We start from the raw sequence: 19,900 nt of genomic DNA on the forward strand, positions 1-19,900 counted from the left end.
GGGCTTTTACAGCACGCTTGGTTTTATCCTTAACTCCTTCCCCCCACCGCTGGATGAGGCGGTCGCGCGCGAGCTGCGCGAAACGCCGTTTGAGGGCGCTTAGGCGCAGTTGACCTCGCCCCCTGCTGCCTTAGCTAGATGCGCAAAGCACATCTAAGCGAGGCAAAAACATGCAGGCCACACGGGCAGAGGCAGAGGCGCGTCTGATCGAATTCACCCCCAAAATGGGCAAGGCCTATGCCAATGGGCGCAATTACGATCTGGGACATGGTGCACATAAATCTGTGTCGCGCCTGTCGCCTTATATCCGCCGCCGCCTGATCCGCGAAGCAGAGGTTGTCAAAACCGCGCTTGGCACACATGGTGCGGTTTCCGCTGAAAAATTCATTCAAGAGGTGATTTGGCGCAGCTATTTCAAGGGCTGGCTTGAGATGCGCCCCGCCATATGGCGCAGTTACGTGTCAGGTCTTGAAGCCGATATGGCCGCGCTCGACCAAGATCGCCCTTTGTCCCGCGCCTATACCCGCGCCATCGAAGGGCGCACGGGGCTAGACTGCTTTGACCATTGGGCACGCGAATTGGTTGAAACGGGCTATCTGCACAATCACGCGCGGATGTGGTTTGCCTCGATCTGGATATTCACGCTGCGATTGCCATGGCGGCTTGGCGCGGATTTCTTCCATCGTCATCTCTTAGATGGGGATGCAGCGTCTAACACCTTGGGCTGGCGATGGGTTGCGGGCCTACATACGCGGGGCAAATTCTATTCGGCCGAGGCGTGGAATATTGCAAAATTCACGCAAAACCGATTTACCCCGCGCGATGTAGATTTGGTCGTGGTGACAGAAGGCCTTGAAGCAACCGAGCCTGATGGCCTGCCCCCGACCCTGCCACTGCGCCGCCCCGTTGCGCCACAGACGGGGGCGAAAACCCTTTTGCTGATCACCGATGAAGACTGCGGGATCACAGGCGCCGATATTGCGGGCTTTGATGTTGGTGCCGTGGTGGGGTTGACCCAATCGCATTTGCGCCATGCAAGCCCAGATGTCGCCGCCTTCGAGGCGGAGGCCATTCGCGATTGTGCAAATCGGCTTGGCCTGACCGCTGAAATGGTCGAGGCGCGCGATCCAAAACTCTTGGCGCAAATGGCCACGCGGCTTGGGGCCGTGCAAATCGCCACCCCCTATATCCCGCAAGGGCCGTTATTCGATTGGATCACCGAGGCGCGCATGCCCCTTGAGGCTGCAAATATCACCTTCGCCGAATGGTGCGACCCTTGGGATGAAAGGATATGGCCCCATGCCACGGCGGGTTTCTTCAAGGTAAAACAGAAAATCCCCCAGCTGATTGCCGCATTGGATTAAGAGATAAATTCTTAACTGGCATCGCCCGTGGCGCTGAGGCAACATGCGCGAAATTGTAAGCTGGCGGGAGTATAAAATGACAGCGCAAGGGCAGGATGATAATCAAATTTGGGTCAGTGCCGAGGCAATAACAAATTTCAGCCACGCCATATTGCGCGCTGCGGGCGCAGATGAGGCCACGGCCACCACCACTACAGATGCCATGATGCATGCCAGCCTGCATGGCGTAGACAGCCACGGCTTCCGCCTTTTGCCGCATTATCAGGCGGTGATGCGAGGCGGGCGTGTCAACCCGCACCCCAATCTCAAATTCACCAAAACCCGTGCAGGCACGGGCATGTTGGACGCGGATGATGCGCATGGTGCGCGCGCACTTTATGCTGCAGCGGATCATGCCGCCGATTTGGCCCGTGAGGCGGGCATTGGTGCGGTTGGGGTGATGAACAGCTCGCATTACGGCGCTGCGGGGGCCTATACCATGGCCTTGGCCAAGCGCGGGATGGGTGGGATGGTCTTTGGAAATTCAGACAGTCTTGTGCGCCTGCATGACGGGGCCGAACGGTTTCACGGCACCAATCCGATCTCCATCGCCTTTCCCACCGCAGGCAACCCTTGGCTTCTGGATATGGCGACCAGTTCCGTGCCCTATAACCGCGTGCAACTTTATGCCTCCCTTGGCGTGGCCTTGCCCGAAGATGTCGCATCTGACGCCGCAGGTGTGAACACAACCGACCCTAATAAAGCTGAAATGTTGGCCCCGCTCGGGGGCGAATTCGGGTTTAAGGGGGCCGCATTGGGGGGCGTTGCAGAAATCTTTTCGGCGGTTTTCACGGGCATGAAAATCTCGCCTGATCTCGATGCGATGGTGGGCGGTGACATGACCCGTCCGCGGGGCGTGGGGGGATTTGTGATTGCGATTGACCCTGAGGCCTTTTTGACAGGCCCGATGTTCATTGCGGGCATGGAGCATTACCTGACCAAGCTGCGCACCAGCACGCCCCGCACAGGCGCGCGCGTCATGGCGCCTGGGGATCGCGAATGGGATGTGGCAGCCTTACGCGCTCAAAAGGGCATCCCCCTTGACCCTGTTACCCAAGCAAGCTTTGCCGAACTGACCAAGACAACAGGATTGTCGCTCTGACGGGGCGCTTTGATATCGCGGTGGTCGGTCGTGGCCTGATGGGCACAGCCGCCGCGCGGTATCTGGCGCAAATGGGTCATCGCGTGGCCCTAATCGGCCCCTCCGAGCCGCAAAACCGTGCAACCCATGATGGCCCCTTTGGCAGCCACCATGACGCAGGCAGGATCACGCGCGGCCTTGCTGAAAAGGCGGATTGGTCCCGCCTCGCCTTGCGTTCAATGGCGCGATACCGTGAACTTGAGGCGGCATTAGGGCAAAGGTTTTACACCCCATGCGGGGTGATGATGGCAGGGCCAATCGCAGGGCCCGCTGCGGATTTTACGCGCGCCTTTCTGCAGGCTGCTGAGGCCTTGGCCATTCCCCATGAGCGGCTTGATGATGCAGGGCTTGCCGCGCGCTTTCCCTTTATGCGGTTTCCCGTAGGAACAGCCGCCGCATGGGAGGCCGCAGGCGGTTGGATCAACCCCCGCTTATTGCGCGCCGCAGAGGAACGCGCGATGGAACAGGCGGGGGGCATAGTGATTGACGCCACCGCCGTGGCGCAGGATCAGGGCACAGTCACCCTTACAAGGGGCGAAACAGTGGATGCGGGGCATGTCGTCATCGCCACGGGGGGCTATGCGCGCACCGACAGGCTTTTGCCCGCCTGCCCCGATATGAACGTGATGGCACGCACCGTGCTTTTGGCCGAAATCGCGCCTAATGACGTGGCGCGCTTGGCCGAGATGCCCACGCTGATTTCCATGCCCGAAGATGGGCGCATGGATGAAGACCTGTATCTGCTGCCCCCGATCCAATATCCCGATGGGAAATATTATCTGAAAATCGGGGGCGAACCTGCCTCGCCAAGCCTGACCACTCAGGCTGAGATGACCGCATGGTTCCGCACTCAGGGCAGCGCAGAGGCCGCTGCGCGTTTGCAAGGCTATTTGACCGCAATTTTACCTGATCTGCCAGTGCAATCCTATCACACCGATACATGCGTCATCAGTTTCACCGCCACAGGATACCCCTATATCGAGCGGCTTGATGATCACCTGACCATTCTGACAGGGGGCAATGGGGCCGCCGCGAAAAGCTGTGATGAAATCGGTCGCCTGGGGGCTTTGGCGGCCACTGGCCAACCCCTCGCCCCTGAGGGGTATGATACCGATTTCAAAACCAAATTTATCTGATTGTAACGAAAGAAAGGTTGCCGCGTTATGAGCCTATCCATCACCCTAAACTGGCAGCGCCAAGAGGCCACGCTGACCCCACAGAAATACAGCAACGCCCATCAGATCACCTATACTGATGACATCAAGGTCATGGGGGATGCCGCGCCCGATTGGGGCGGGAATGCCGCCTATACCAATCCAGAACAGGCCTTGGCCGCTGCGATGTCGAGTTGCCATATGATGACCTTTCTGGCCCTTGCCGCGAAAGCAGGTTGGCCTGTGGCAAGCTATAGCGACCATGCCGTGGCCCATTTGGGCAAAAGCCCACAAGGCCGCATTGCCGTGACCCGTATTGATCTGCACCCCAAAGTGACATTTGATACGGGCTTTTCGGTGGATCAGGAAACGCTTGACGAGATGCAGCACCGCGCCCATCTTTATTGCTTTGTTGCAAATTCCATCGCCGACTATGTTGAGGTGACGATCAGCTAAGCCCCTAATCTGGGAGAGGATGCCATGACCATAGCCAGCCAAACCAATATCCTAGACAGCGCGCTTGATGCGCGGGGGATTTTACGTCTGACCCTGAATGACGAAAAACGCCGCAATGCGCTGTCTGAGGCGATGCTGAACCGCCTTTTTGAGGCGATCCATGCGGCAGGCGATGATCCTGAGGTGCGGGTGGTCATTCTTGCCTCTCGTGGCCCCGCTTTTTGTGCGGGTCATGATCTAAAGGAATTGACCGCCGCCCGCGCTGAGGGCGATGGGGGGCGCGCCTATTTCACCAAGATCGTGGCGCTTTGCGCATCCGTAATGCAGGCGATTGTGGCCTGCCCCAAGCCCGTTATTGCCGAGGTGCGGGGCGTGGCCACGGCGGCGGGGTGCCAATTGGTTGCGACCTGTGATTTGGCGGTGGCCGAAGACGGCGCGCGCTTTGGCACACCAGGGGTGCATATTGGACTATTTTGCTCGACCCCCATGGTCGCTTTGTCGCGCAATGTCAGCCATAAACACGCGATGGAGATGCTGTTGACAGGCGATATGATCGCGGCCCCGCATGCGGTTGAGATGGGATTGGTGAACAAGACTGTCCCTGAGGCAGAACTCAGCGCCACAACCGAGGAGATGGCCGCCAAAATCGCCGCCAAATCCACAATGACCCTCGCCATTGGAAAATCGGCCTTCTATCGCCAAGCCGAAATGGGGCTGGCCGAAGCCTATAATTATGCCGCGCAGGTTATGGTGGATAATATGCTCACCCATGATGCCGAAGAAGGGATAGGGGCCTTTATCGAAAAACGTCATCCACAATGGCAGGACAAATGAGCCAGATTTATCACGATGACCCAAGCCTTGCGCGGCGCGCGGCCAATCATCAACCCCTCAGCCCGCTGAGTTTTCTTGAGCGCGCTGCAGGCACCTACCCTGATCATGTGGCGATCATTCATGGCCCCCTGCGCCGCAGTTACCGCGATTTCTATGCGCGCGCGCGGCAATTAGCGTCTCGCCTGACACAAGACGGGGTGCGCAAGGGATTTAATGTCTCTGTGATCCTTGCCAATACACCCGCCATGTTGGAATGCCATTACGGCGTGCCAATGTGCGGCGCTGTTCTGCATTCTATTAACACGCGGCTTGATGCGGCCATCATCGCCTTTCAGATCGACCATGCCGAAAGCAAAATCCTGATCGTAGATGCGGAATTCATGCCACTGGCCCAAGAGGCGCTGCAACTGGCGAAATCAAAGCCGCAGTTGGTGCAATATGATGACCCCGAATATGACGGCCCGCGCAGCGATGTAATAGCCGAAGATTACGAGGCCTATCTGGCCAAAGGCGATCCTGACTATCAATGGGCCCTGCCCGATGATGAATGGGATGCGATTGCGCTTAATTACACCTCCGGCACCACGGGCGATCCCAAAGGTGTGGTTTATCACCATCGTGGGGCTTATTTGCTGGCACAGGGCAATGCGCTGATCACTTCGATGCAGAAACACGCGGTCTATCTGTGGACCTTGCCGATGTTTCACTGCAACGGTTGGTGCTTTCCTTGGACAATTTCCGCCATTATCGGCACTCATGTCTGCCTGCGCCAAGTGCGCAGCGCGCCGATTTGGCGCGCCCTGACCGAGGATGGCGTAACCCATCTATGCGGCGCGCCAATTGTGATGTCGGTGATCTTGGATGCGCCCGAGCGAGAGCAACTGCCATCACAGGTGAATTTCTTTACCGCCGCAGCCCCGCCGCCTGAGCGGGTCTTGGCCGATATGCAACAGGCGGGGTTTGATGTGACCCATCTTTACGGCCTGACCGAAACCTATGGCCCCGCCGTGGTCAATGAATGGCATCAGGAATGGTCGGATTTGCCCCTGCCCGAACAAGCGCGGCTTAAATCGCGTCAGGGCGTGAAATACACGCCGCTGGAACAGTTGGATGTGCTTAATCCAGATACGTTGCAGCCCGTCCCGCGCGATGGGGAAACTTTGGGCGAGGTCATGTTCCGCGGCAATGTCGTGATGAAAGGATATTTCCGCAACCCAAGCGCCACCGAAAAAACCTTTGCGGGCGGTTGGTTCCATTCGGGCGATTTGGCGGTGATCCACCCAGATGGATATATTCAGCTGAAAGACCGCTCAAAGGATATCATCATCTCGGGCGGCGAGAATATTTCCTCCATCGAGGTGGAGGAAGTGCTTTATGCACACCCTGCCGTGGCTGTCGTGGCCGTGGTGGCCAAGCCAGACGAGAAATGGGGCGAGACGCCTTGTGCCTTTATCGAATTGAAATCAGGGGAAAGCGCAAGCACCGATGATCTGCGCGAATGGTGCCGCGACCGCCTTGCCCATTACAAATGCCCGCGTGATTTTATTTTCAAGGAGATCCCGCGCACAAGCACGGGTAAAATCCAGAAATTCCAACTGCGCGACATGGCAAAGGCAGGGGCAAGCTAACAGGCTTATCCCCTGCGCCCCCCCGCACGCCGCGCGCGCAAAAGATCCATAAGCTTTAGATCGCGCGCGCGGTGCGCCTCGGGCAGGCTGTCTTGAGGGTGCAGATCATCCAAATAGGACGTCAGTCCTTGGTCTAAGGCAGCCGACCAATCGCTGATCTTTGTGTCGCCCTCAAACATGGTCTGATACATGCCCGCAAAGCGCGTGACATAATCCGACACGCCCCCTGGTGCATTCAGGTGGATCGTTTCAAACGGCCCCATAAACGACCATCGCATCCCCAAACCATCGCAAATGGCGCGGTCAATATCCTCGGGCGCGGCCACATCATTTTGCAGCAGCTTAAACGCCTCAATCAGCAGCGCACCTTGCAATCGGTTAACCACAAACCCGTCAATCTCGCGCTTCAATGTAATGGGAATTTGCCCTGTCTGTGCAATCAAATCGCGCACTTTTTGGGTGACCTCAGCTGCGGTAAAAGGGGCAGGCACAATCTCAACGGCGGGTACCAGATGGGGGGGATTGATCGGATGCACGACCAAGCAGCGCGCGCGCCCAGCGACATCAGCCGCATAGGACGAGGCAGGAATGCCCGAGGTTGAACTACCAATCGGCACATCGGGCGGCAGAATTGCATCCATCTCCGCAGTCAGGGCCGCCTTTACATCGCGATCTTCTGGGCCACTTTCTTGGACATATATCACCCCCTCAAGCGCCATGGCCAAGCTCGCAGCCACGCTGACTTGACTGCGATACTCTTGTGCGGCAATCAGGCCGTGATCGGCCAAATCCTGCAACCGCGCCAAAACTTTTGGCGCCGCGCCATCGGCAACACCCACGATAGGATCATAAAGCACAACACTATGGCCCGCTGCCACAAACACAGCCCCCCATGCCTGACCAATCAGCCCTGCCCCCACAATCGCAATCTTGCCCATATCTCGCGCCCTCCACAATTATATCTGCCGATATGCTATAGGATCGGTGGGGCGGCATTCCAGATGAAAAAGAAAACTGGCGCACCCGAGAGGATTCGAACCTCTGGCCTCTGCCTTCGGAGGGCAGCGCTCTATCCAGCTGAGCTACGGGTGCCTGAGCCCGCTTTTAGCGGCGCGGGCGCGGTTTCGCAATCATCAATCCGTGCGAGCTTAGGCGAAAAGATCGTGGCACAGCTCCAAGGCTTCGACCAAGGCATCCACCTCGGAACGGGTGTTATACATTGCGAAGGACGCGCGGCAGGTGGCCGTCACACCCATATGTTCCATCAAAGGCTGTGCACAATGATGGCCCGCGCGCACGGCCACACCTTTTTTATCAAGGACAGTGGAAATATCATGGGCATGCGCAGCCCCATCTATCGTGAAGGAAAAGATCGCGCCTTTATGCGCAGAATTCCCCTGAACATTCAGCCAATTCAGCCCCGCAAGGCGGGTGCGTGCATATTGGGTTAGATCGGCCTCATGGGCGGCAATTGCCTCCATCCCCACGGCGCTCATGTAATCCAGTGCAACGCCAAGACCGATTTGCTGCACGATGCCCGGTGTGCCCGCCTCGAATTTCATCGGGGGGTCATTCCATGTGATCTCATCGCGATGCACTTCGCGGATCATGTCGCCCCCGCCCAAGAAAGGTTGCATCTCGGCCATGCGCGCCGATTTGATATAAATCGCACCTGATCCTGACGGGCCATAGAGTTTGTGTCCTGTGATTGCGTAAAAATCCGCGCCAAGCGCATCAAGGTTCAGCGGCATATGCACAGCCGCCTGCGACCCATCCACCAATACGGGAATATCGCGGGCATGAGCGGCATCAATCACCGTTTTGACGTCAAACACAGTGCCAAGCACATTTGACATATGCGACATCGCAATTAGCCGCGTGCGCGGGGTGATCGCATCAATCATCGCTTGCGGGTCCAAATCCCCGTTCATATCTGTCTCGACCCAGACCAATTTCACGCCAAGACGCTCTCGCAGAAAATGCCACGGCACGATATTGGCGTGATGTTCGGCAATGGTGAGGATGATCTCATCCCCCGCCTGCAGGCGCGGCGCGGCCCAACCATAGGAAACAAGATTGATCCCTTCCGTTGCCCCTGAGGTAAAGACAATCTCGCGCTCGTCCGCCACGCCGAGGAAGCGCGCAATCTTGCCGCGCACCCCCTCATAGGCCTCGGTCGCGACCATAGAGAGATGATGCAGACCACGGTGCACATTGGCGTATTCCGCCTCATAGGCATGGGTCATCGCATCAATCACCGCGCGCGGCTTTTGCGAACTCGCCCCATTGTCGAGATAGACCAATGGCTTTCCGTTCACCTCACGTGAGAGGATCGGAAAATCAGCGCGGATTTTATCTACATTAAACATGGAAACCCTTTACGGCATCATTGGGACAAGGCCGAAACTTGTCACGACTAGCGAAAGAAGAAAAGCAAAGGCGATGAGAAACATGATAATCGCCCAAAAGGTTTTCCAAACGGACGAAAACCCATGCAAAACAGTGACAAACTGCGCCATGAGCCAAAAGAATAGTGGGATAGAGGCAAGACTGACAATATCGGCAAGAACCGACAAACCGATGGCAATGGCTACGATTTGAAAGGCCTGCACGACCAGAAACACGGCCTGCAACCAGACCATCAACGCAAGCGCACCGTCAAAATCGCCCTTGCCCCCAAAGCGCCCACCAATCACCGCGATGCCAAAGGACACCAAGACAAGGAAAACCGCCTGAACAAGCCCCATCACGACAGGCATCGGCACGCCTGCGCCCGCCTCTGGCATCGGCACCATCAACAAGACCGCACTTGCCAACAGGGTTGATAGGGTAATGACCAAGGCCAAGGCCAACCACAAAACATTGCGCGGCAGATTGAGGGCCAGAACCGCCTGCGCCGCCTCTTGCGGGGCGCGGATCGTGTCACGCGTATGACGCCACAGACCGGATAGGGTGAGAATCTCTGACAGGTTCACGTGCCTAAACCCCCTCTGTTACGGCCTCTGGTGCGCGTTCTGCCTCAATCAGGCACGCCAGCCAAATCACCAAAAAGCCAAGCAATGTCGCCAAACCCGTGGCATCGGATGCAGGCCCCTGCCCGATGAACCCCGCCACAAGCCCGTTCAGCAAAAATAGCGGTGCCGTCACCACAAGCGACCAAAACAGCGCCAACCGCGCAGAATAAAACGTGCCCCGCCCGCGAAACAATTTCGCCACCAAATGCGAAATACCTGCTAAGACATAGAGCATCAAAGGCATTACCATCATCATTGAGAAAAATGTGATGGCAAGACGCGCCTGCAGTGGCACCGATGGATCCAGAAACGCCTCACGGCTAAGTTTGGGCCATTGCCCCACAAACATCAGGAAACACGCGATCATGACAAAGGCAATCGCCCGATCCTCGCGGCGGCCATGGTTCAGCATAGACCGCAGAACCTGTCGCGGGCGACGCCAAGAGGCGACAATATCGCGGCTGACTGACATTGCAGACCCTACTCTTTAGCCGCGCCGCCGTGCCAACCACAGCTCTAGTTGGGCCAATATATCTGCCCGCAGCGTATCATCTTCGATCTCGTCAATCGCCTCGGCCAAAAAGGCCAGAACCAAAAGATTGGTGGCTGTTGAGTGATCCACCCCGCGCGAGCGCAGATAGAACAACGCCTCCTCATCAATCGCGCCAGTGGTCGAGCCGTGGCTGCATTTAACATCATCGGCGTAAATCTCAAGCTCGGGCTTGGCCAAGAACGTGCTGTCATCATCCAAAAGCAAGGCTTGGCTGATTTGATAGCCATCGGTCTTTTGCGCACCAGACGTCACAAGGATTTTCCCCTGAAACACGCCAGAGGCCCCGTTGCGCAACACCTTTTTGAACACCTGACGGCTTTCGCAATCCTCACCCCGATGGGTCACAAAGACCGTGTCGTCATGATGGAATTCGGCCCTCTTGCCATCGCCAAGTGCTGCACCCGCCACATGGGCAACTGCATTATCCCCAACGATATCAATCACATGCTCGTTGCGGGTCAGAACGCCGTTGCAGGTGAGGGTAAAGCTTTTGTAATGCGCCGCCTCGGCCACGCGCACAAAGCTATGGGTCACCGCGCGGCGGGCGTGATCGCGCCCCTGTGCTCGGATGTGATGAAAGCGTGCGGTCGGGGCCAGATCAACCTCAGTACATTTATTGAACCGCGCCGCCGCAGGGCCCTGTTCAAGCAAGGTCATCTCTGCGCCTTCCTCAACGCGGATCACATGGTGCAGCACGGCATCGGAGGTTTCAGACTGATGCAGATAGATGAGGCTGACGGGCTTGGACACCCGCCCCGTGGCGCGGATCACAATGCCATCCGTGGCAAAGGCCGTGTTCAGCGCGGCCAAGGGGCGTGCAACGGGGTCTTGGCCATGGGTTTCGAGATGACCATAAAGCTCCATCGCCCAGTGGATGTCGGTTTTCAAGACATCCGTCAGGCGCGAGATTTCCAGCCCCTCTAGGCTGAGATCATCTGATTGAGCCGCATCAAAAATACCATCCACAAAGACAATCTTGAGGCGGTCAACGTCTTCAAAGACGCGGCGATCTTGGCCCGGATCAAACAGCGCCGCTGCCGGCGCATCGGCCACGGTCAACTCGGCGGGGTTCGTGTATTTCCAATATTCATCCCGCGCGGTCGGCAAACCCATGGCGCGCAGCCGTGTGAGGGCTGTGTGGCGCGCCTCAATGGCCCAATTGGCCCCGTGCGGCAACTCAAGCGCCGCAATCCGCGCCTCGGTCAAGTCAATGCGTGCCTGCGCCAAAGCCATCACGCAACCTCCGCCAACAGATCCGCGTAGCCGTTTTTCTCAACTTCCAAGGCCAATTCTGGCCCGCCCGTTTTGATGATACGGCCATCCGACATGATATGCACAACATCAGGTTTGATATGGTCAAGCAGGCGTTGATAGTGAGTGATCACAAGGAACCCGCGCCCCGCATCCCGCAGCGCGTTTACGCCATCCGAGACCAGTTTCATCGCATCCACATCAAGGCCACTATCGGTTTCGTCCAAGATGCACATCTTGGGCTCTAGCATCGCCATTTGCAGGATTTCATTGCGCTTCTTCTCACCGCCCGAGAAGCCCACATTGACGGGACGCTTGAGCATTTCTGCATCAATCTTGAGGGTCTTGGCCTTTTCGCGCACCAGTTTCAGAAACTCTGCCGCGCTCACCTCATCCTCGCCGCGCAGTTTACGCTGCGCATTCAGTGCTGTGCGCAGGAAGGTCATATTGCCAACACCGGGGATCTCAACAGGATATTGGAATGCCAAGAACAGGCCTGCAGCGGCGCGCTCTTCGGGTTCCATCTCAAGGATGTCTTCGCCCAGCAAAGTGGCAGAACCATCCGTGACGCTATACCCATCGCGCCCCGACAGCACATAGGACAAGGTCGATTTGCCCGAGCCATTTGGCCCCATGATCGCATGAACCTTGCCCGCCTCTACGGTCAGATCGACACCGTTGAGGATTTGCTTTCCTTCTTCCTCAAGTTCGACATGTAAGTTCTTGATCTCAAGCATTATTTTCTCCTTCAAGGGCGTAGACCCTTTCCCTTATTCCACCGTGACAGCCGTGCCTGAGGCACTGACCATCAGCATATTGTTGATAACTTCGTAATCCAGATCGACCCCGACCACCGCATTTGCACCCTGCTCGCGCGCGCGATCTTGCATTTCGGCCAGCGCGGTTTCGCGCGCACGGACCAATTCGCCCTCATAGGTCCCTGAGCGCCCGCCGATAATATCGGTGATGCTTGCGAAAATATCGCGAAACACATTTGCGCCCAAAATCGCCTCACCCACCACGATACCGCGATAGTCCGTGATTTTTCGGCCTTCGATAGATTGTGTTGTTGTAACGATCATCCGCCTCACCCCATAACGCCGCGAAGCACGGCCATTGCAACCCAAGCCGCCATGCCCACCAGAACCGAGGTCAAAAAGACCGATCCGCGCACCAATCCACCGCGCTTGCCTTGGCGCGCCCGCACGGACAGGCCGATCAGCGCCCCAAGAAAGGTGCCAACACCGATCCCCACGGTTTGATGCAACAGCTCTGGCAACATGGGCTTATTTCCGCATGATCATTTTTGCCGACACATGGCTGATAATGGTGGCCGCCACGGCGGCGAAGGCCGCCAGACCTGGCCCACCTGGATGCCAGATGGAATAGGTCAAGGCCATCATCACAACCACACCAATGGCAACCAACAGCGCATAACGCGGGCGTGGCTCCCCTGCTGAGAGCCAATATTTCCAGTTCATCAGCCGACACTCCCCTCTAGACTGATTGCAACCAATTGCTGCGCTTCCATGGCAAATTCCATTGGCAGCGCCTGCAACACCTCGCGGCAGAAGCCGTTGACGACCAAGGCCACCGCCTCTTCCTCATCCATCCCGCGGGAGCGGCAATAGAACAGCTGATCATCATCCACTTTCGAAGTGGTGGCCTCATGCTCAACCCGCGAAGAGTTATTCTTGACCTCAATATAAGGCACGGTATGCGCGCCGCATTTATCGCCAATCAGCAAACTGTCGCATTGGGTGTAATTGCGGCTATTTTTCGCCTTTGGATGCATCGACACTTGACCGCGATAGGTATTTTGCGCGCGCCCTGCGCTGATGCCTTTGGAGACAATCCGCGATTTGGTGTTCTTGCCCAAATGGATCATCTTGGTGCCTGTATCGGCCTGCTGTGCATTATTGGCGATGGCGATGGAGTAGAATTCCCCCTGACTGTCATCACCGCGCAGGATGCAAGACGGGTATTTCCATGTAATGGCCGACCCCGTTTCCACTTGGGTCCACATCACCTTAGAGCGATCCCCACGACAATCGGCACGCTTGGTCACGAAATTGTAGATCCCACCCTTGCCATTTTCATCGCCCGGATACCAGTTTTGCACTGTGGAATATTTAATCTCGGCATCATCATGGACGACCAATTCCACAACTGCGGCGTGCAATTGGTGGGTGTCGCGCATCGGCGCGGTGCAGCCCTCAAGGTAGGACACATAAGCGTCTTTATCCGCAATGATCAATGTGCGCTCAAATTGGCCCGTATTTTCCGCATTGATGCGGAAATAGGTGGACAATTCCATAGGGCAGCGCACGCCAGGTGGCACATAGACGAAGGAGCCATCCGAAAACACGGCAGAGTTCAAAGTGGCAAAGAAATTATCCGAAATCGGCACAACCGAGCCAAGATATTTCTTCACCAGATCCGGGTGCTTTTGAATCGCCTCGGAGATGGAGCAGAAGATGACACCTGCCTTTTCCAATTCATCCTTGAATGTCGTGCCGACCGAGACACTGTCAAACACCGCATCAACCGCCACTTTGCGCGGCGCGGCCTCGGCATCTGCGCCCTCTACCCCTGAGAGCAACATCTGCTCCTTCAGGGGGATACCCAGTTTCTCATAAGTCGCCAAAAGCTTTGGGTCGACCTCGTCCAAACTTTTGGGCTTTTCGGTCATGCTTTTGGGTTTGGCGTAGTAATATTGATCTTGGTAATCAATCGCCGTGTAATTCAGCATGGCCCAATCAGGTTCAGCCATATGCTTCCAGCGTTTGAAAGCCTGTAGGCGCCAATCAAGCATCCATTTGGGCTCGCTATTCTTTTCCGAGATGAGGCGCACAATATCCTCGTTCAGGCCTTTTGGGGCGAACTCCATCTCAATATCGGTTTCCCAACCGTATTTATACGCGCCACCCATCGCCTTGACGGTTTCAACGGTTTCGCGATCGACACCTTCGCGGATATCGCTGTCGAATGCGGTCATGGGATCAACTCCTGTTTCTTCCTGATGGGTGCGTATAGGCCACCCACCCCCTGGTGCATCTATTCGATCGCAAGGGGTGCGGCGCGGTGGCCCTGCCACATCATTTAATGATGCGGCCCCCTAGCGGTTTAACCCTGCCCGCGCCTTGCGCCTGTCATAGGCATCGGCCCAAGCCTCTGAGAAGGCCATTACATCGGCCTCCTGCGTTTGTGGCCCAAGAGAGACACGGATCGCGCATCCTGCCATCTCTGGCGTCAGCCCCATCGCCTGCAAAACGGCGCTGGATTTGACCTTGCCACTGGAACAAGCAGAGCCTGCGGAAATCGCAAATCCTGCTAGATCCATTGCCATCACTTGGCTTTCCCCTTTCCACCCCTCCGTGACCATCAGGCTGGTATTGGGAAGCCGCGCGACATCTTTCCCAACAAAAATAGTATCTTTGGCGCGATGTTCCAGTGTCTTTTCTAGAATATTTCTAAGTTTTTCCAGCTTTTTCGACAGGCTATTTTCAATATCTTGTATTGCGGCCTGCGCTGCACCACCAAATCCTGCAATGCCGATTAAATTCTCGGTTCCAGATCGGCGCCCCATTTCTTGACCGCCACCACGAATTTGCGCCGCCACATCAAGGCCACGCCGCAAGATCAGCGCGCCGATTCCCTTTGGCCCGCCAATTTTATGCGCCGAGATAAACGCCATATCGACCCCCGACCAATCAAAGGCAAGCGGCAGCTTGCCAAAGCCTTGCGTCCAATCAGATACGGCCAAACCTTCGGGCAGGGATTGGATGATCCCCGTTTCGGAATTCGCAAGTTGGAGGGTCGCTTCTGCAGGATCTGTGACATGCACCTGACCTTGCGCATCGACCTTTAATTCCTCACGGATCCACGCGCGCACAGCGTCATGTTCAATTGCGGCCCCTTTAAGATTGCGCCCAGACAGGGCCAATGCGGCGGCCTCGGTCGCGCCAGACACGAACACGATATCGGCAGCCTCTGCGCCGATGGCACTGGCAATTTGACCGCGCGCGCGCTCCATCAACGCCTTGGCCGCGCGCCCCTCTTGATGAACGGAGGACGGGTTACCCACCACATCCATTGCAGCGATCATTGCCGCGCGCGCCTCGGGCCGAAGCGGCATTGTGGCGTTGTGATCCAGATAGACGCGTGCCATCAGGCCCCATCCACCACTGTAAAGAGGGTTGGAACGGCCGGGCATGGCGTCAGATCATTGCGGATCACATCCGAAAGCCGTGTTTGATGCAGGTAGACATAGACATGGGCGCTGAGACTTTCCCAAAGGCGATTGGTCATGCTTTGAGCGCGACTGCCCGACATGCCGCCAGAGGCGCCCGCCCCCTTATGCATCGCTGAAACCGTTTCCTCGACCGCCGAGAAAATATCGACCACGCGAATTTCTGCGGGCGCTTTGGCCAGTTTATACCCCCCGCCAGGACCGCGCACAGACACCACCAAACCCTCGCGGCGCAGTTTCACAAACAGCTGCTCAAGATAGGGCAGCGAAATATCCTGCCGCTTGGCAATATCAGCAAGCGAGGTCAACGCGCCATCCGCTTGCAAGGCAAGATCGGCCATAGCCACCATCGCGTATCGGCCTTTTGTGCTGAGCTTCATCTTGCCCCCCGAATTGTGCCATTTTGGCAGCCCTGCTTCGCAGAAACTTTGCCGCGCGCCCTTATTCACACCAAGCCCGTGATTGACCTTTTGATCCGTCACGCTTAACTGCAATGCGTGGTGCAAACCGCACGCATACGCGCTCCGCGTTTAGGGGCAAAACCGCAGCATTGCGGTGACACAGGTTCTAGGTAGGGCGATTGCGCAGGTCAAGCATGACGCGCATGCGCCAGAAAGCGACAAGGGGAACGACATGCCCGAGGTGATATTCCAAGGCCCAGAAGGGCGGCTTGAGGGCCGTTATCATCCACAAAAGGCAAAGGATGCCCCGATTGCCATCGTTCTGCATCCGCATCCGCAATTTGGCGGCACGATGAACAACCGTGTGGTCTATAATTTGCATTACGCCTTCTACAACATGGGCTTCACCGTTCTGCGCTTTAATTTCCGCGGTGTCGGGCGCAGTCAGGGCGAATATGACCAAGGCCAGGGCGAATTGTCTGATGCGGCATCGGCCTTGGATTATCTGCAAACGATGAACCCCAACTCGAAACATTGTTGGGTTGCGGGGTTTTCTTTTGGTGCATGGATCGGGATGCAACTTCTGATGCGGCGCCCTGAGATCACGGGCTTTATCTCGGTCGCACCGCCCGCGAATATGTATGATTTCAGCTTCCTTGCGCCCTGCCCCGCGTCAGGTTTGGTCGTGAACGGCACCGCCGACCGCGTGGCCAAACCCCAAGACACCCGTATTTTGGTCGATAAGCTGCACGAGCAAAAAGGCATCACCATCACCCATGAGGAGATGGAGGGGGCGGGTCACTTCTTTGAAGATGAAGAGACACAGATGAACCCCATGATCGACATGGTTAAGGCCTATGTGAAGCGGCGCCTGACGGAAAACACGCGGTAATCCACGATGAGCACCCGTCTTGCCGAAGAAATCGCAGATGCCTTGGCCCAAGAGGCCCTGCGTGTCGCGCAAGAAACGGGGGATGAACGCCTGACCGATGAGCTGTGCCAAACCGTTGTTCGGCTTGAACTGCAAAAGGCCGCGTAACGGCCGTTTTCAATACGGGCGGTTGTTACAGCAGCCCGTCTTCCATCACCCCATCGCGGCACATCTGCGCATAGAGCAAGCCCTCGCGCAGGCCACGATCTGCCACAGATAACCGATCCGTTGGCCATGCGCGCAACAACGCCTGCAAAATCGCAGAGCCCGACATAATCAGACTGTGCCGATCCCGCCCGATCCGCGGGTCATTGCGCCGCCCCTCTGGCCCCAAGACAAGATAGGTTTGGATCACAGTGTCAATCTGATCCGATGTCATCCGCAGACCATCGACCTTGTTGCGGTCATAGCGCTTGAGGCCCAAATGACTGGCCGCAACGGTTGTGACAGTGCCAGAAGTGCCGATGATCTGGAACCCTTCGCGCGCTTGATCTGCCGCATCGACATAGGGTGAGAATTTGGCAAGCTGTTCTTCGAAATACCATGACATCAGCGCGAACCGCGCCCCGTCATCTTCGACATCGTGATAAAGGTCTTTCAGCGTTGCCACGCCCAAAGGCACAGAAATCCAATCCACGACTTTCGCGCGGGGAAAAATGGTTTCCTGATGCCCAAACCCTTGATGCAGGCGCATGATCGCGCGGGCGCGTTCCGAGGGCGCAACCCGAGACAGGTCGATCCAAACCAATTCGGTTGATCCCCCCCCGATATCGACCACCAAAAGCTGTTCGGTTTTCGCTGACACCAATGGCGCGCAGGAGATCACCGCCAGTTGCGCCTCTTCTTCGGGCTTGATGATTTCCATCTGCAAGCCCGTTTCGCGCTTCACAAGGTTGAGGAACTCGCCCCCGTTGGTGGCACGGCGGCAGGCCTCGGTGGCTACGATACGCATATGGCGCACTTGGTGTTGGGCCAGTTTGCGCTGACAGATTTTCAACGCCCCAACCGCCCGCGCCATCGAGGCGCGCGACAAGCGCCCCGAGGCCTCTAGCCCCTGCCCCAGTTGCACCGATTTCGAGAAACTATCAACGATATGCAGATGCGTGCCTTTCGGCTGTGCAATCAACATTCGGCAGGAATTCGTGCCCAAATCAAGGGCGGCGTAAAGATCGGCCGGGTCTGCTTTTTCGATCTGTGCGGGGGCGGCACGTTTGGGTTTGCTATAGAATCTGCGCTGCCCCTGCCCCATATTCGGATCAAGGCCGCTTGGATCAGAGATATGCGCCACAGGCGCAGGGTTCACCCCGCCCTCTTTTGCGTCTTTCGGTCGGTTTGGGTTGCGCCGTTTGCGGGCCATTTCTGCCCCTCCTTCGTGGGCATGGTAGCGCCCCCATGAAAAAGCGACAACTGCTTTCGCGTGGCATTCGGAGGCAGTTGGGCGCTTTGGCACATGATCATCATGAAAATTTTGGGATGTTCGGCCACTCGCAATGTGCGTACGCGCGGGCTATGTGCCTCATACAAGGTCGGTTGCGCCGATTTTAGTGTCGAAATTAGTCCCATTGCGCGGGGGTTGCGCCCATATGGTGCGCCTTACGAGAAAGGAATCGCATCCAATGCCATCTGTGACCATCGTTTACTGGCGCGACATCCCTGCCCAAGTGATTGTGGGCAAAGGCCGCGCTGCAGCCAAATTGCCTCTGCCCGAACGGTTCGAGCAGGCAATCGACCGCTGCGCGATGAAGGTTGGGGCACAAGATGACGAAGCCTATCTCGCCGAGTGGCGCCGCGTGGTAGAGGCTGAGGTCGAAGGTGACCCATCCGACATCGCGCGCGTCTATGCAGATCGTTTGGATGCCGACTATGACACCGACCGCCTCAAGCGTTTGATCGCGGGCGATGGGGTTGAGGCAGCCTGATGAGGCTTGAGCGCGTGAGGGATCAGATTATGGCCTTGTTAAACTTTAAAAAACCAAGCGCGCCAGTCGCGCCCCATTCCCCTCAGGTTGAGGCCTTTCTTCAAGGCTATTCGATTGAGGTGATGCCGCGCACCGCCGAAAAGGTGGAAGATTTCCGCGCCCTTGTGCCCGCGGGCACCCGCGTCTATATCGCCCATATTCATGGCACCGAGATTGATGACATGGTCGCGACCGCAGCGCGCCTTGCCCGTGACGGGTTCGAGGTGATGCCGCATTTCCCCGCCCGCTCGATCAAAGACAAGGCCAGGCTTGGCGATTGGATCGCGCGCTATCAAGGCGAGGCAGGTGTCACCTCTGGCCTCATCTTGGCGGGCGGCATCCCACAGGCCCATGGTGAATTTGAAAGCTCGATGCAGCTGTTGGAAACGGGGCTGTTTGATCAGGCAGGTTTCAAACGCTTGCATGTGGCAGGCCACCCCGAAGGCAACCGCGACATCGACCCAGATGGCAGCGATGCCAATGTGATGGAGGCGTTGCGTTGGAAACAGGCCTTTAGCGCGCGCACAGATGCAAAAATGGCTCTTGCCACGCAGTTCTGCTTTGAAGCCAAGCCCGTGATTGCATGGGTGAATGCCTTGCAGGCCGCGGGGATTGATCTGCCCGTCCATATCGGTATCGCAGGCCCCGCCAAGCTGCAAACCTTGATCAAATTCGCCATTGCCTGCGGCGTTGGACCATCTCTGTCGGTTTTGCAAAAACGCGCCAAGGATGTCTCGAAACTTCTTTTGCCGTTTGAGCCTGACGAGATCATCGCAGAACTCGCCGCGCATAAGGCCGCAAATCCTGATTTCGGAATTGAATCCGTCCATTTCTTCCCGCTTGGCGGGATCAAGACAAATGCCCAATGGGCCATCGACCATGGCGGCGCATCCACGCGTCCAGCCGTTGAAGGAGTATAAGCCA

General features: G+C 57.0%; 23 protein-coding genes and 1 tRNA gene. 10 read left to right on the plus strand and 14 right to left on the minus strand.

From position 1 onward, the window contains the following. Positions 1-170: 170 nt before the first annotated feature. From AAC632_RS11210 to AAC632_RS11235, 6 genes are all read left to right on the plus strand, one after another. On the plus strand, positions 171-1,364 hold the full coding sequence (locus AAC632_RS11210) for an FAD-binding domain-containing protein (protein ID WP_340298945.1): 1,194 nt from the start codon (positions 171-173) through the stop codon (positions 1,362-1,364). Positions 1,365-1,440: 76 nt separating this feature from the next. Beyond that, the gene (locus AAC632_RS11215; protein ID WP_340298946.1) at positions 1,441-2,505 is read left to right on the plus strand and encodes an Ldh family oxidoreductase; all 1,065 of its coding nucleotides are present in this window, start codon (positions 1,441-1,443) and stop codon (positions 2,503-2,505) included. Between the two features lie 20 nt (positions 2,506-2,525). Continuing rightward, positions 2,526-3,680 (plus strand): NAD(P)/FAD-dependent oxidoreductase, encoded by a 1,155-nt coding sequence (locus AAC632_RS11220; RefSeq protein WP_340298947.1) that lies wholly within the window; start codon positions 2,526-2,528, stop codon positions 3,678-3,680. A gap of 27 nt (positions 3,681-3,707) precedes the next feature. Continuing rightward, positions 3,708-4,154, plus strand: a complete 447-nt coding sequence (locus tag AAC632_RS11225; protein ID WP_340298948.1) for an OsmC family protein — start codon at positions 3,708-3,710, stop codon at positions 4,152-4,154. 24 nt (positions 4,155-4,178) lie between these two features. Further along, a complete protein-coding gene (locus tag AAC632_RS11230; protein WP_340298949.1) occupies positions 4,179-4,988 on the plus strand; it encodes an enoyl-CoA hydratase in 810 nt (269 codons plus the stop codon). Further along, positions 4,985-6,616, plus strand: coding sequence for an acyl-CoA synthetase (locus AAC632_RS11235; protein WP_340298950.1), 1,632 nt, complete (start codon positions 4,985-4,987; stop codon positions 6,614-6,616). The genes AAC632_RS11230 and AAC632_RS11235 overlap by 4 nt, the downstream gene beginning before the upstream one ends. Positions 6,617-6,621: 5 nt before the next feature. Here the strand turns inward: AAC632_RS11235 and AAC632_RS11240 are convergent, their stop codons facing one another. From AAC632_RS11240 to AAC632_RS11300, 13 genes are all read right to left on the minus strand, one after another. Next, positions 6,622-7,554, minus strand: coding sequence for a 3-hydroxyacyl-CoA dehydrogenase (locus AAC632_RS11240; protein WP_340298951.1), 933 nt, complete (start codon positions 7,552-7,554; stop codon positions 6,622-6,624). A gap of 77 nt (positions 7,555-7,631) precedes the next feature. After that, a tRNA-Arg gene (locus AAC632_RS11245) sits at positions 7,632-7,708 on the minus strand. A 56-nt stretch (positions 7,709-7,764) separates the two neighbouring features. Then, on the minus strand, positions 7,765-8,985 hold the full coding sequence (locus AAC632_RS11250; RefSeq protein WP_340298952.1) for a cysteine desulfurase: 1,221 nt from the start codon (positions 8,983-8,985) through the stop codon (positions 7,765-7,767). A gap of 9 nt (positions 8,986-8,994) precedes the next feature. Next, positions 8,995-9,591 carry a Yip1 family protein gene (locus tag AAC632_RS11255; protein ID WP_340298953.1) on the minus strand — a complete coding sequence of 199 codons (597 nt, stop codon included), beginning with the start codon at positions 9,589-9,591 and terminating at the stop codon, positions 8,995-8,997. Between the two features lie 4 nt (positions 9,592-9,595). Then, positions 9,596-10,102: a YIP1 family protein gene (locus tag AAC632_RS11260; protein ID WP_340298954.1), complete on the minus strand. Its 507-nt coding sequence runs from the start codon at positions 10,100-10,102 to the stop codon at positions 9,596-9,598. 15 nt (positions 10,103-10,117) lie between these two features. Then, positions 10,118-11,416: a SufB/SufD family protein gene (locus tag AAC632_RS11265; RefSeq protein ID WP_340298955.1), complete on the minus strand. Its 1,299-nt coding sequence runs from the start codon at positions 11,414-11,416 to the stop codon at positions 10,118-10,120. Then, positions 11,416-12,171, minus strand: a complete 756-nt coding sequence (gene sufC / locus AAC632_RS11270) for a Fe-S cluster assembly ATPase SufC (RefSeq protein WP_340298956.1) — start codon at positions 12,169-12,171, stop codon at positions 11,416-11,418. Before sufC ends, AAC632_RS11265 begins: the two co-directional genes overlap by 1 nt. 33 nt (positions 12,172-12,204) lie before the next feature. Further along, positions 12,205-12,516, minus strand: coding sequence for a heavy metal-binding domain-containing protein (locus AAC632_RS11275; protein ID WP_340298957.1), 312 nt, complete (start codon positions 12,514-12,516; stop codon positions 12,205-12,207). Between the two features lie 5 nt (positions 12,517-12,521). Next, a complete protein-coding gene (locus AAC632_RS11280; protein WP_340298958.1) occupies positions 12,522-12,716 on the minus strand; it encodes a hypothetical protein in 195 nt (64 codons plus the stop codon). A gap of 4 nt (positions 12,717-12,720) precedes the next feature. Continuing rightward, positions 12,721-12,915, minus strand: a complete 195-nt coding sequence (locus AAC632_RS11285; protein ID WP_340256135.1) for a hypothetical protein — start codon at positions 12,913-12,915, stop codon at positions 12,721-12,723. Continuing rightward, entirely contained in the window at positions 12,915-14,432 is a 1,518-nt protein-coding gene (gene sufB / locus AAC632_RS11290; protein ID WP_340298959.1) for a Fe-S cluster assembly protein SufB, read from the minus strand. Before sufB ends, AAC632_RS11285 begins: the two co-directional genes overlap by 1 nt. 120 nt (positions 14,433-14,552) lie before the next feature. Further along, entirely contained in the window at positions 14,553-15,605 is a 1,053-nt protein-coding gene (locus tag AAC632_RS11295) for a cysteine desulfurase family protein (RefSeq protein WP_340298960.1), read from the minus strand. Then, complete coding sequence (locus AAC632_RS11300; RefSeq protein WP_317655800.1) at positions 15,605-16,066, minus strand: Rrf2 family transcriptional regulator; 462 nt, start codon at positions 16,064-16,066, stop codon at positions 15,605-15,607. The genes AAC632_RS11295 and AAC632_RS11300 overlap by 1 nt, the downstream gene beginning before the upstream one ends. Positions 16,067-16,319: 253 nt before the next feature. Here AAC632_RS11300 and AAC632_RS11305 point away from each other — a divergent pair, with 253 nt between their 5' ends. Both AAC632_RS11305 and AAC632_RS11310 read left to right on the plus strand, forming a co-directional pair. Next, positions 16,320-16,979: an alpha/beta hydrolase gene (locus tag AAC632_RS11305; RefSeq protein ID WP_340298961.1), complete on the plus strand. Its 660-nt coding sequence runs from the start codon at positions 16,320-16,322 to the stop codon at positions 16,977-16,979. A 6-nt stretch (positions 16,980-16,985) separates the two neighbouring features. Continuing rightward, entirely contained in the window at positions 16,986-17,126 is a 141-nt protein-coding gene (locus AAC632_RS11310) for a hypothetical protein (protein ID WP_340298962.1), read from the plus strand. 25 nt (positions 17,127-17,151) lie between these two features. Here the strand turns inward: AAC632_RS11310 and AAC632_RS11315 are convergent, their stop codons facing one another. Next, a complete protein-coding gene (locus AAC632_RS11315; RefSeq protein WP_445322678.1) occupies positions 17,152-18,375 on the minus strand; it encodes a Ppx/GppA phosphatase family protein in 1,224 nt (407 codons plus the stop codon). Between the two features lie 259 nt (positions 18,376-18,634). Here AAC632_RS11315 and AAC632_RS11320 point away from each other — a divergent pair, with 259 nt between their 5' ends. Next, the gene (locus AAC632_RS11320) at positions 18,635-18,937 is read left to right on the plus strand and encodes a virulence factor (RefSeq protein ID WP_340298963.1); all 303 of its coding nucleotides are present in this window, start codon (positions 18,635-18,637) and stop codon (positions 18,935-18,937) included. Positions 18,938-18,966: 29 nt separating this feature from the next. Then, positions 18,967-19,896, plus strand: a complete 930-nt coding sequence (locus AAC632_RS11325; protein WP_340298964.1) for a methylenetetrahydrofolate reductase — start codon at positions 18,967-18,969, stop codon at positions 19,894-19,896. Positions 19,897-19,900 lie beyond the last annotated feature (4 nt).

Source organism: Roseobacter sp. HKCC-CH-9351, assembly GCF_037830295.1.
GTDB lineage: Bacteria > Pseudomonadota > Alphaproteobacteria > Rhodobacterales > Rhodobacteraceae > M30B80.

Excerpts from the sequence above, each read along its gene's own strand:
- AAC632_RS11210 (WP_340298945.1), top strand. The coding sequence starts at position 171 with ATGCAGGCCACACGGGCAGAGGCAGAGGCGCGTCTGATCGAATTCACC.
- AAC632_RS11215 (WP_340298946.1), top strand. The coding sequence starts at position 1,441 with ATGACAGCGCAAGGGCAGGATGATAATCAAATTTGGGTCAGTGCCGAG.
- AAC632_RS11225 (WP_340298948.1), top strand. The coding sequence starts at position 3,708 with ATGAGCCTATCCATCACCCTAAACTGGCAGCGCCAAGAGGCCACGCTG.
- AAC632_RS11230 (WP_340298949.1), top strand. The coding sequence starts at position 4,179 with ATGACCATAGCCAGCCAAACCAATATCCTAGACAGCGCGCTTGATGCG.
- AAC632_RS11235 (WP_340298950.1), top strand. The coding sequence starts at position 4,985 with ATGAGCCAGATTTATCACGATGACCCAAGCCTTGCGCGGCGCGCGGCC.
- AAC632_RS11240 (WP_340298951.1), bottom strand. The coding sequence starts at position 7,554 with ATGGGCAAGATTGCGATTGTGGGGGCAGGGCTGATTGGTCAGGCATGG.
- AAC632_RS11250 (WP_340298952.1), bottom strand. The coding sequence starts at position 8,985 with ATGTTTAATGTAGATAAAATCCGCGCTGATTTTCCGATCCTCTCACGT.
- AAC632_RS11260 (WP_340298954.1), bottom strand. The coding sequence starts at position 10,102 with ATGTCAGTCAGCCGCGATATTGTCGCCTCTTGGCGTCGCCCGCGACAG.
- AAC632_RS11265 (WP_340298955.1), bottom strand. The coding sequence starts at position 11,416 with ATGGCTTTGGCGCAGGCACGCATTGACTTGACCGAGGCGCGGATTGCG.
- sufC (WP_340298956.1), bottom strand. The coding sequence starts at position 12,171 with ATGCTTGAGATCAAGAACTTACATGTCGAACTTGAGGAAGAAGGAAAG.
- AAC632_RS11275 (WP_340298957.1), bottom strand. The coding sequence starts at position 12,516 with ATGATCGTTACAACAACACAATCTATCGAAGGCCGAAAAATCACGGAC.
- AAC632_RS11280 (WP_340298958.1), bottom strand. The coding sequence starts at position 12,716 with ATGTTGCCAGAGCTGTTGCATCAAACCGTGGGGATCGGTGTTGGCACC.
- AAC632_RS11285 (WP_340256135.1), bottom strand. The coding sequence starts at position 12,915 with ATGAACTGGAAATATTGGCTCTCAGCAGGGGAGCCACGCCCGCGTTAT.
- sufB (WP_340298959.1), bottom strand. The coding sequence starts at position 14,432 with ATGACCGCATTCGACAGCGATATCCGCGAAGGTGTCGATCGCGAAACC.
- AAC632_RS11295 (WP_340298960.1), bottom strand. The coding sequence starts at position 15,605 with ATGGCACGCGTCTATCTGGATCACAACGCCACAATGCCGCTTCGGCCC.
- AAC632_RS11300 (WP_317655800.1), bottom strand. The coding sequence starts at position 16,066 with ATGAAGCTCAGCACAAAAGGCCGATACGCGATGGTGGCTATGGCCGAT.
- AAC632_RS11305 (WP_340298961.1), top strand. The coding sequence starts at position 16,320 with ATGCCCGAGGTGATATTCCAAGGCCCAGAAGGGCGGCTTGAGGGCCGT.
- AAC632_RS11310 (WP_340298962.1), top strand. The coding sequence starts at position 16,986 with ATGAGCACCCGTCTTGCCGAAGAAATCGCAGATGCCTTGGCCCAAGAG.
- AAC632_RS11315 (WP_445322678.1), bottom strand. The coding sequence starts at position 18,375 with ATGGCCCGCAAACGGCGCAACCCAAACCGACCGAAAGACGCAAAAGAG.
- AAC632_RS11320 (WP_340298963.1), top strand. The coding sequence starts at position 18,635 with ATGCCATCTGTGACCATCGTTTACTGGCGCGACATCCCTGCCCAAGTG.
- AAC632_RS11325 (WP_340298964.1), top strand. The coding sequence starts at position 18,967 with ATGGCCTTGTTAAACTTTAAAAAACCAAGCGCGCCAGTCGCGCCCCAT.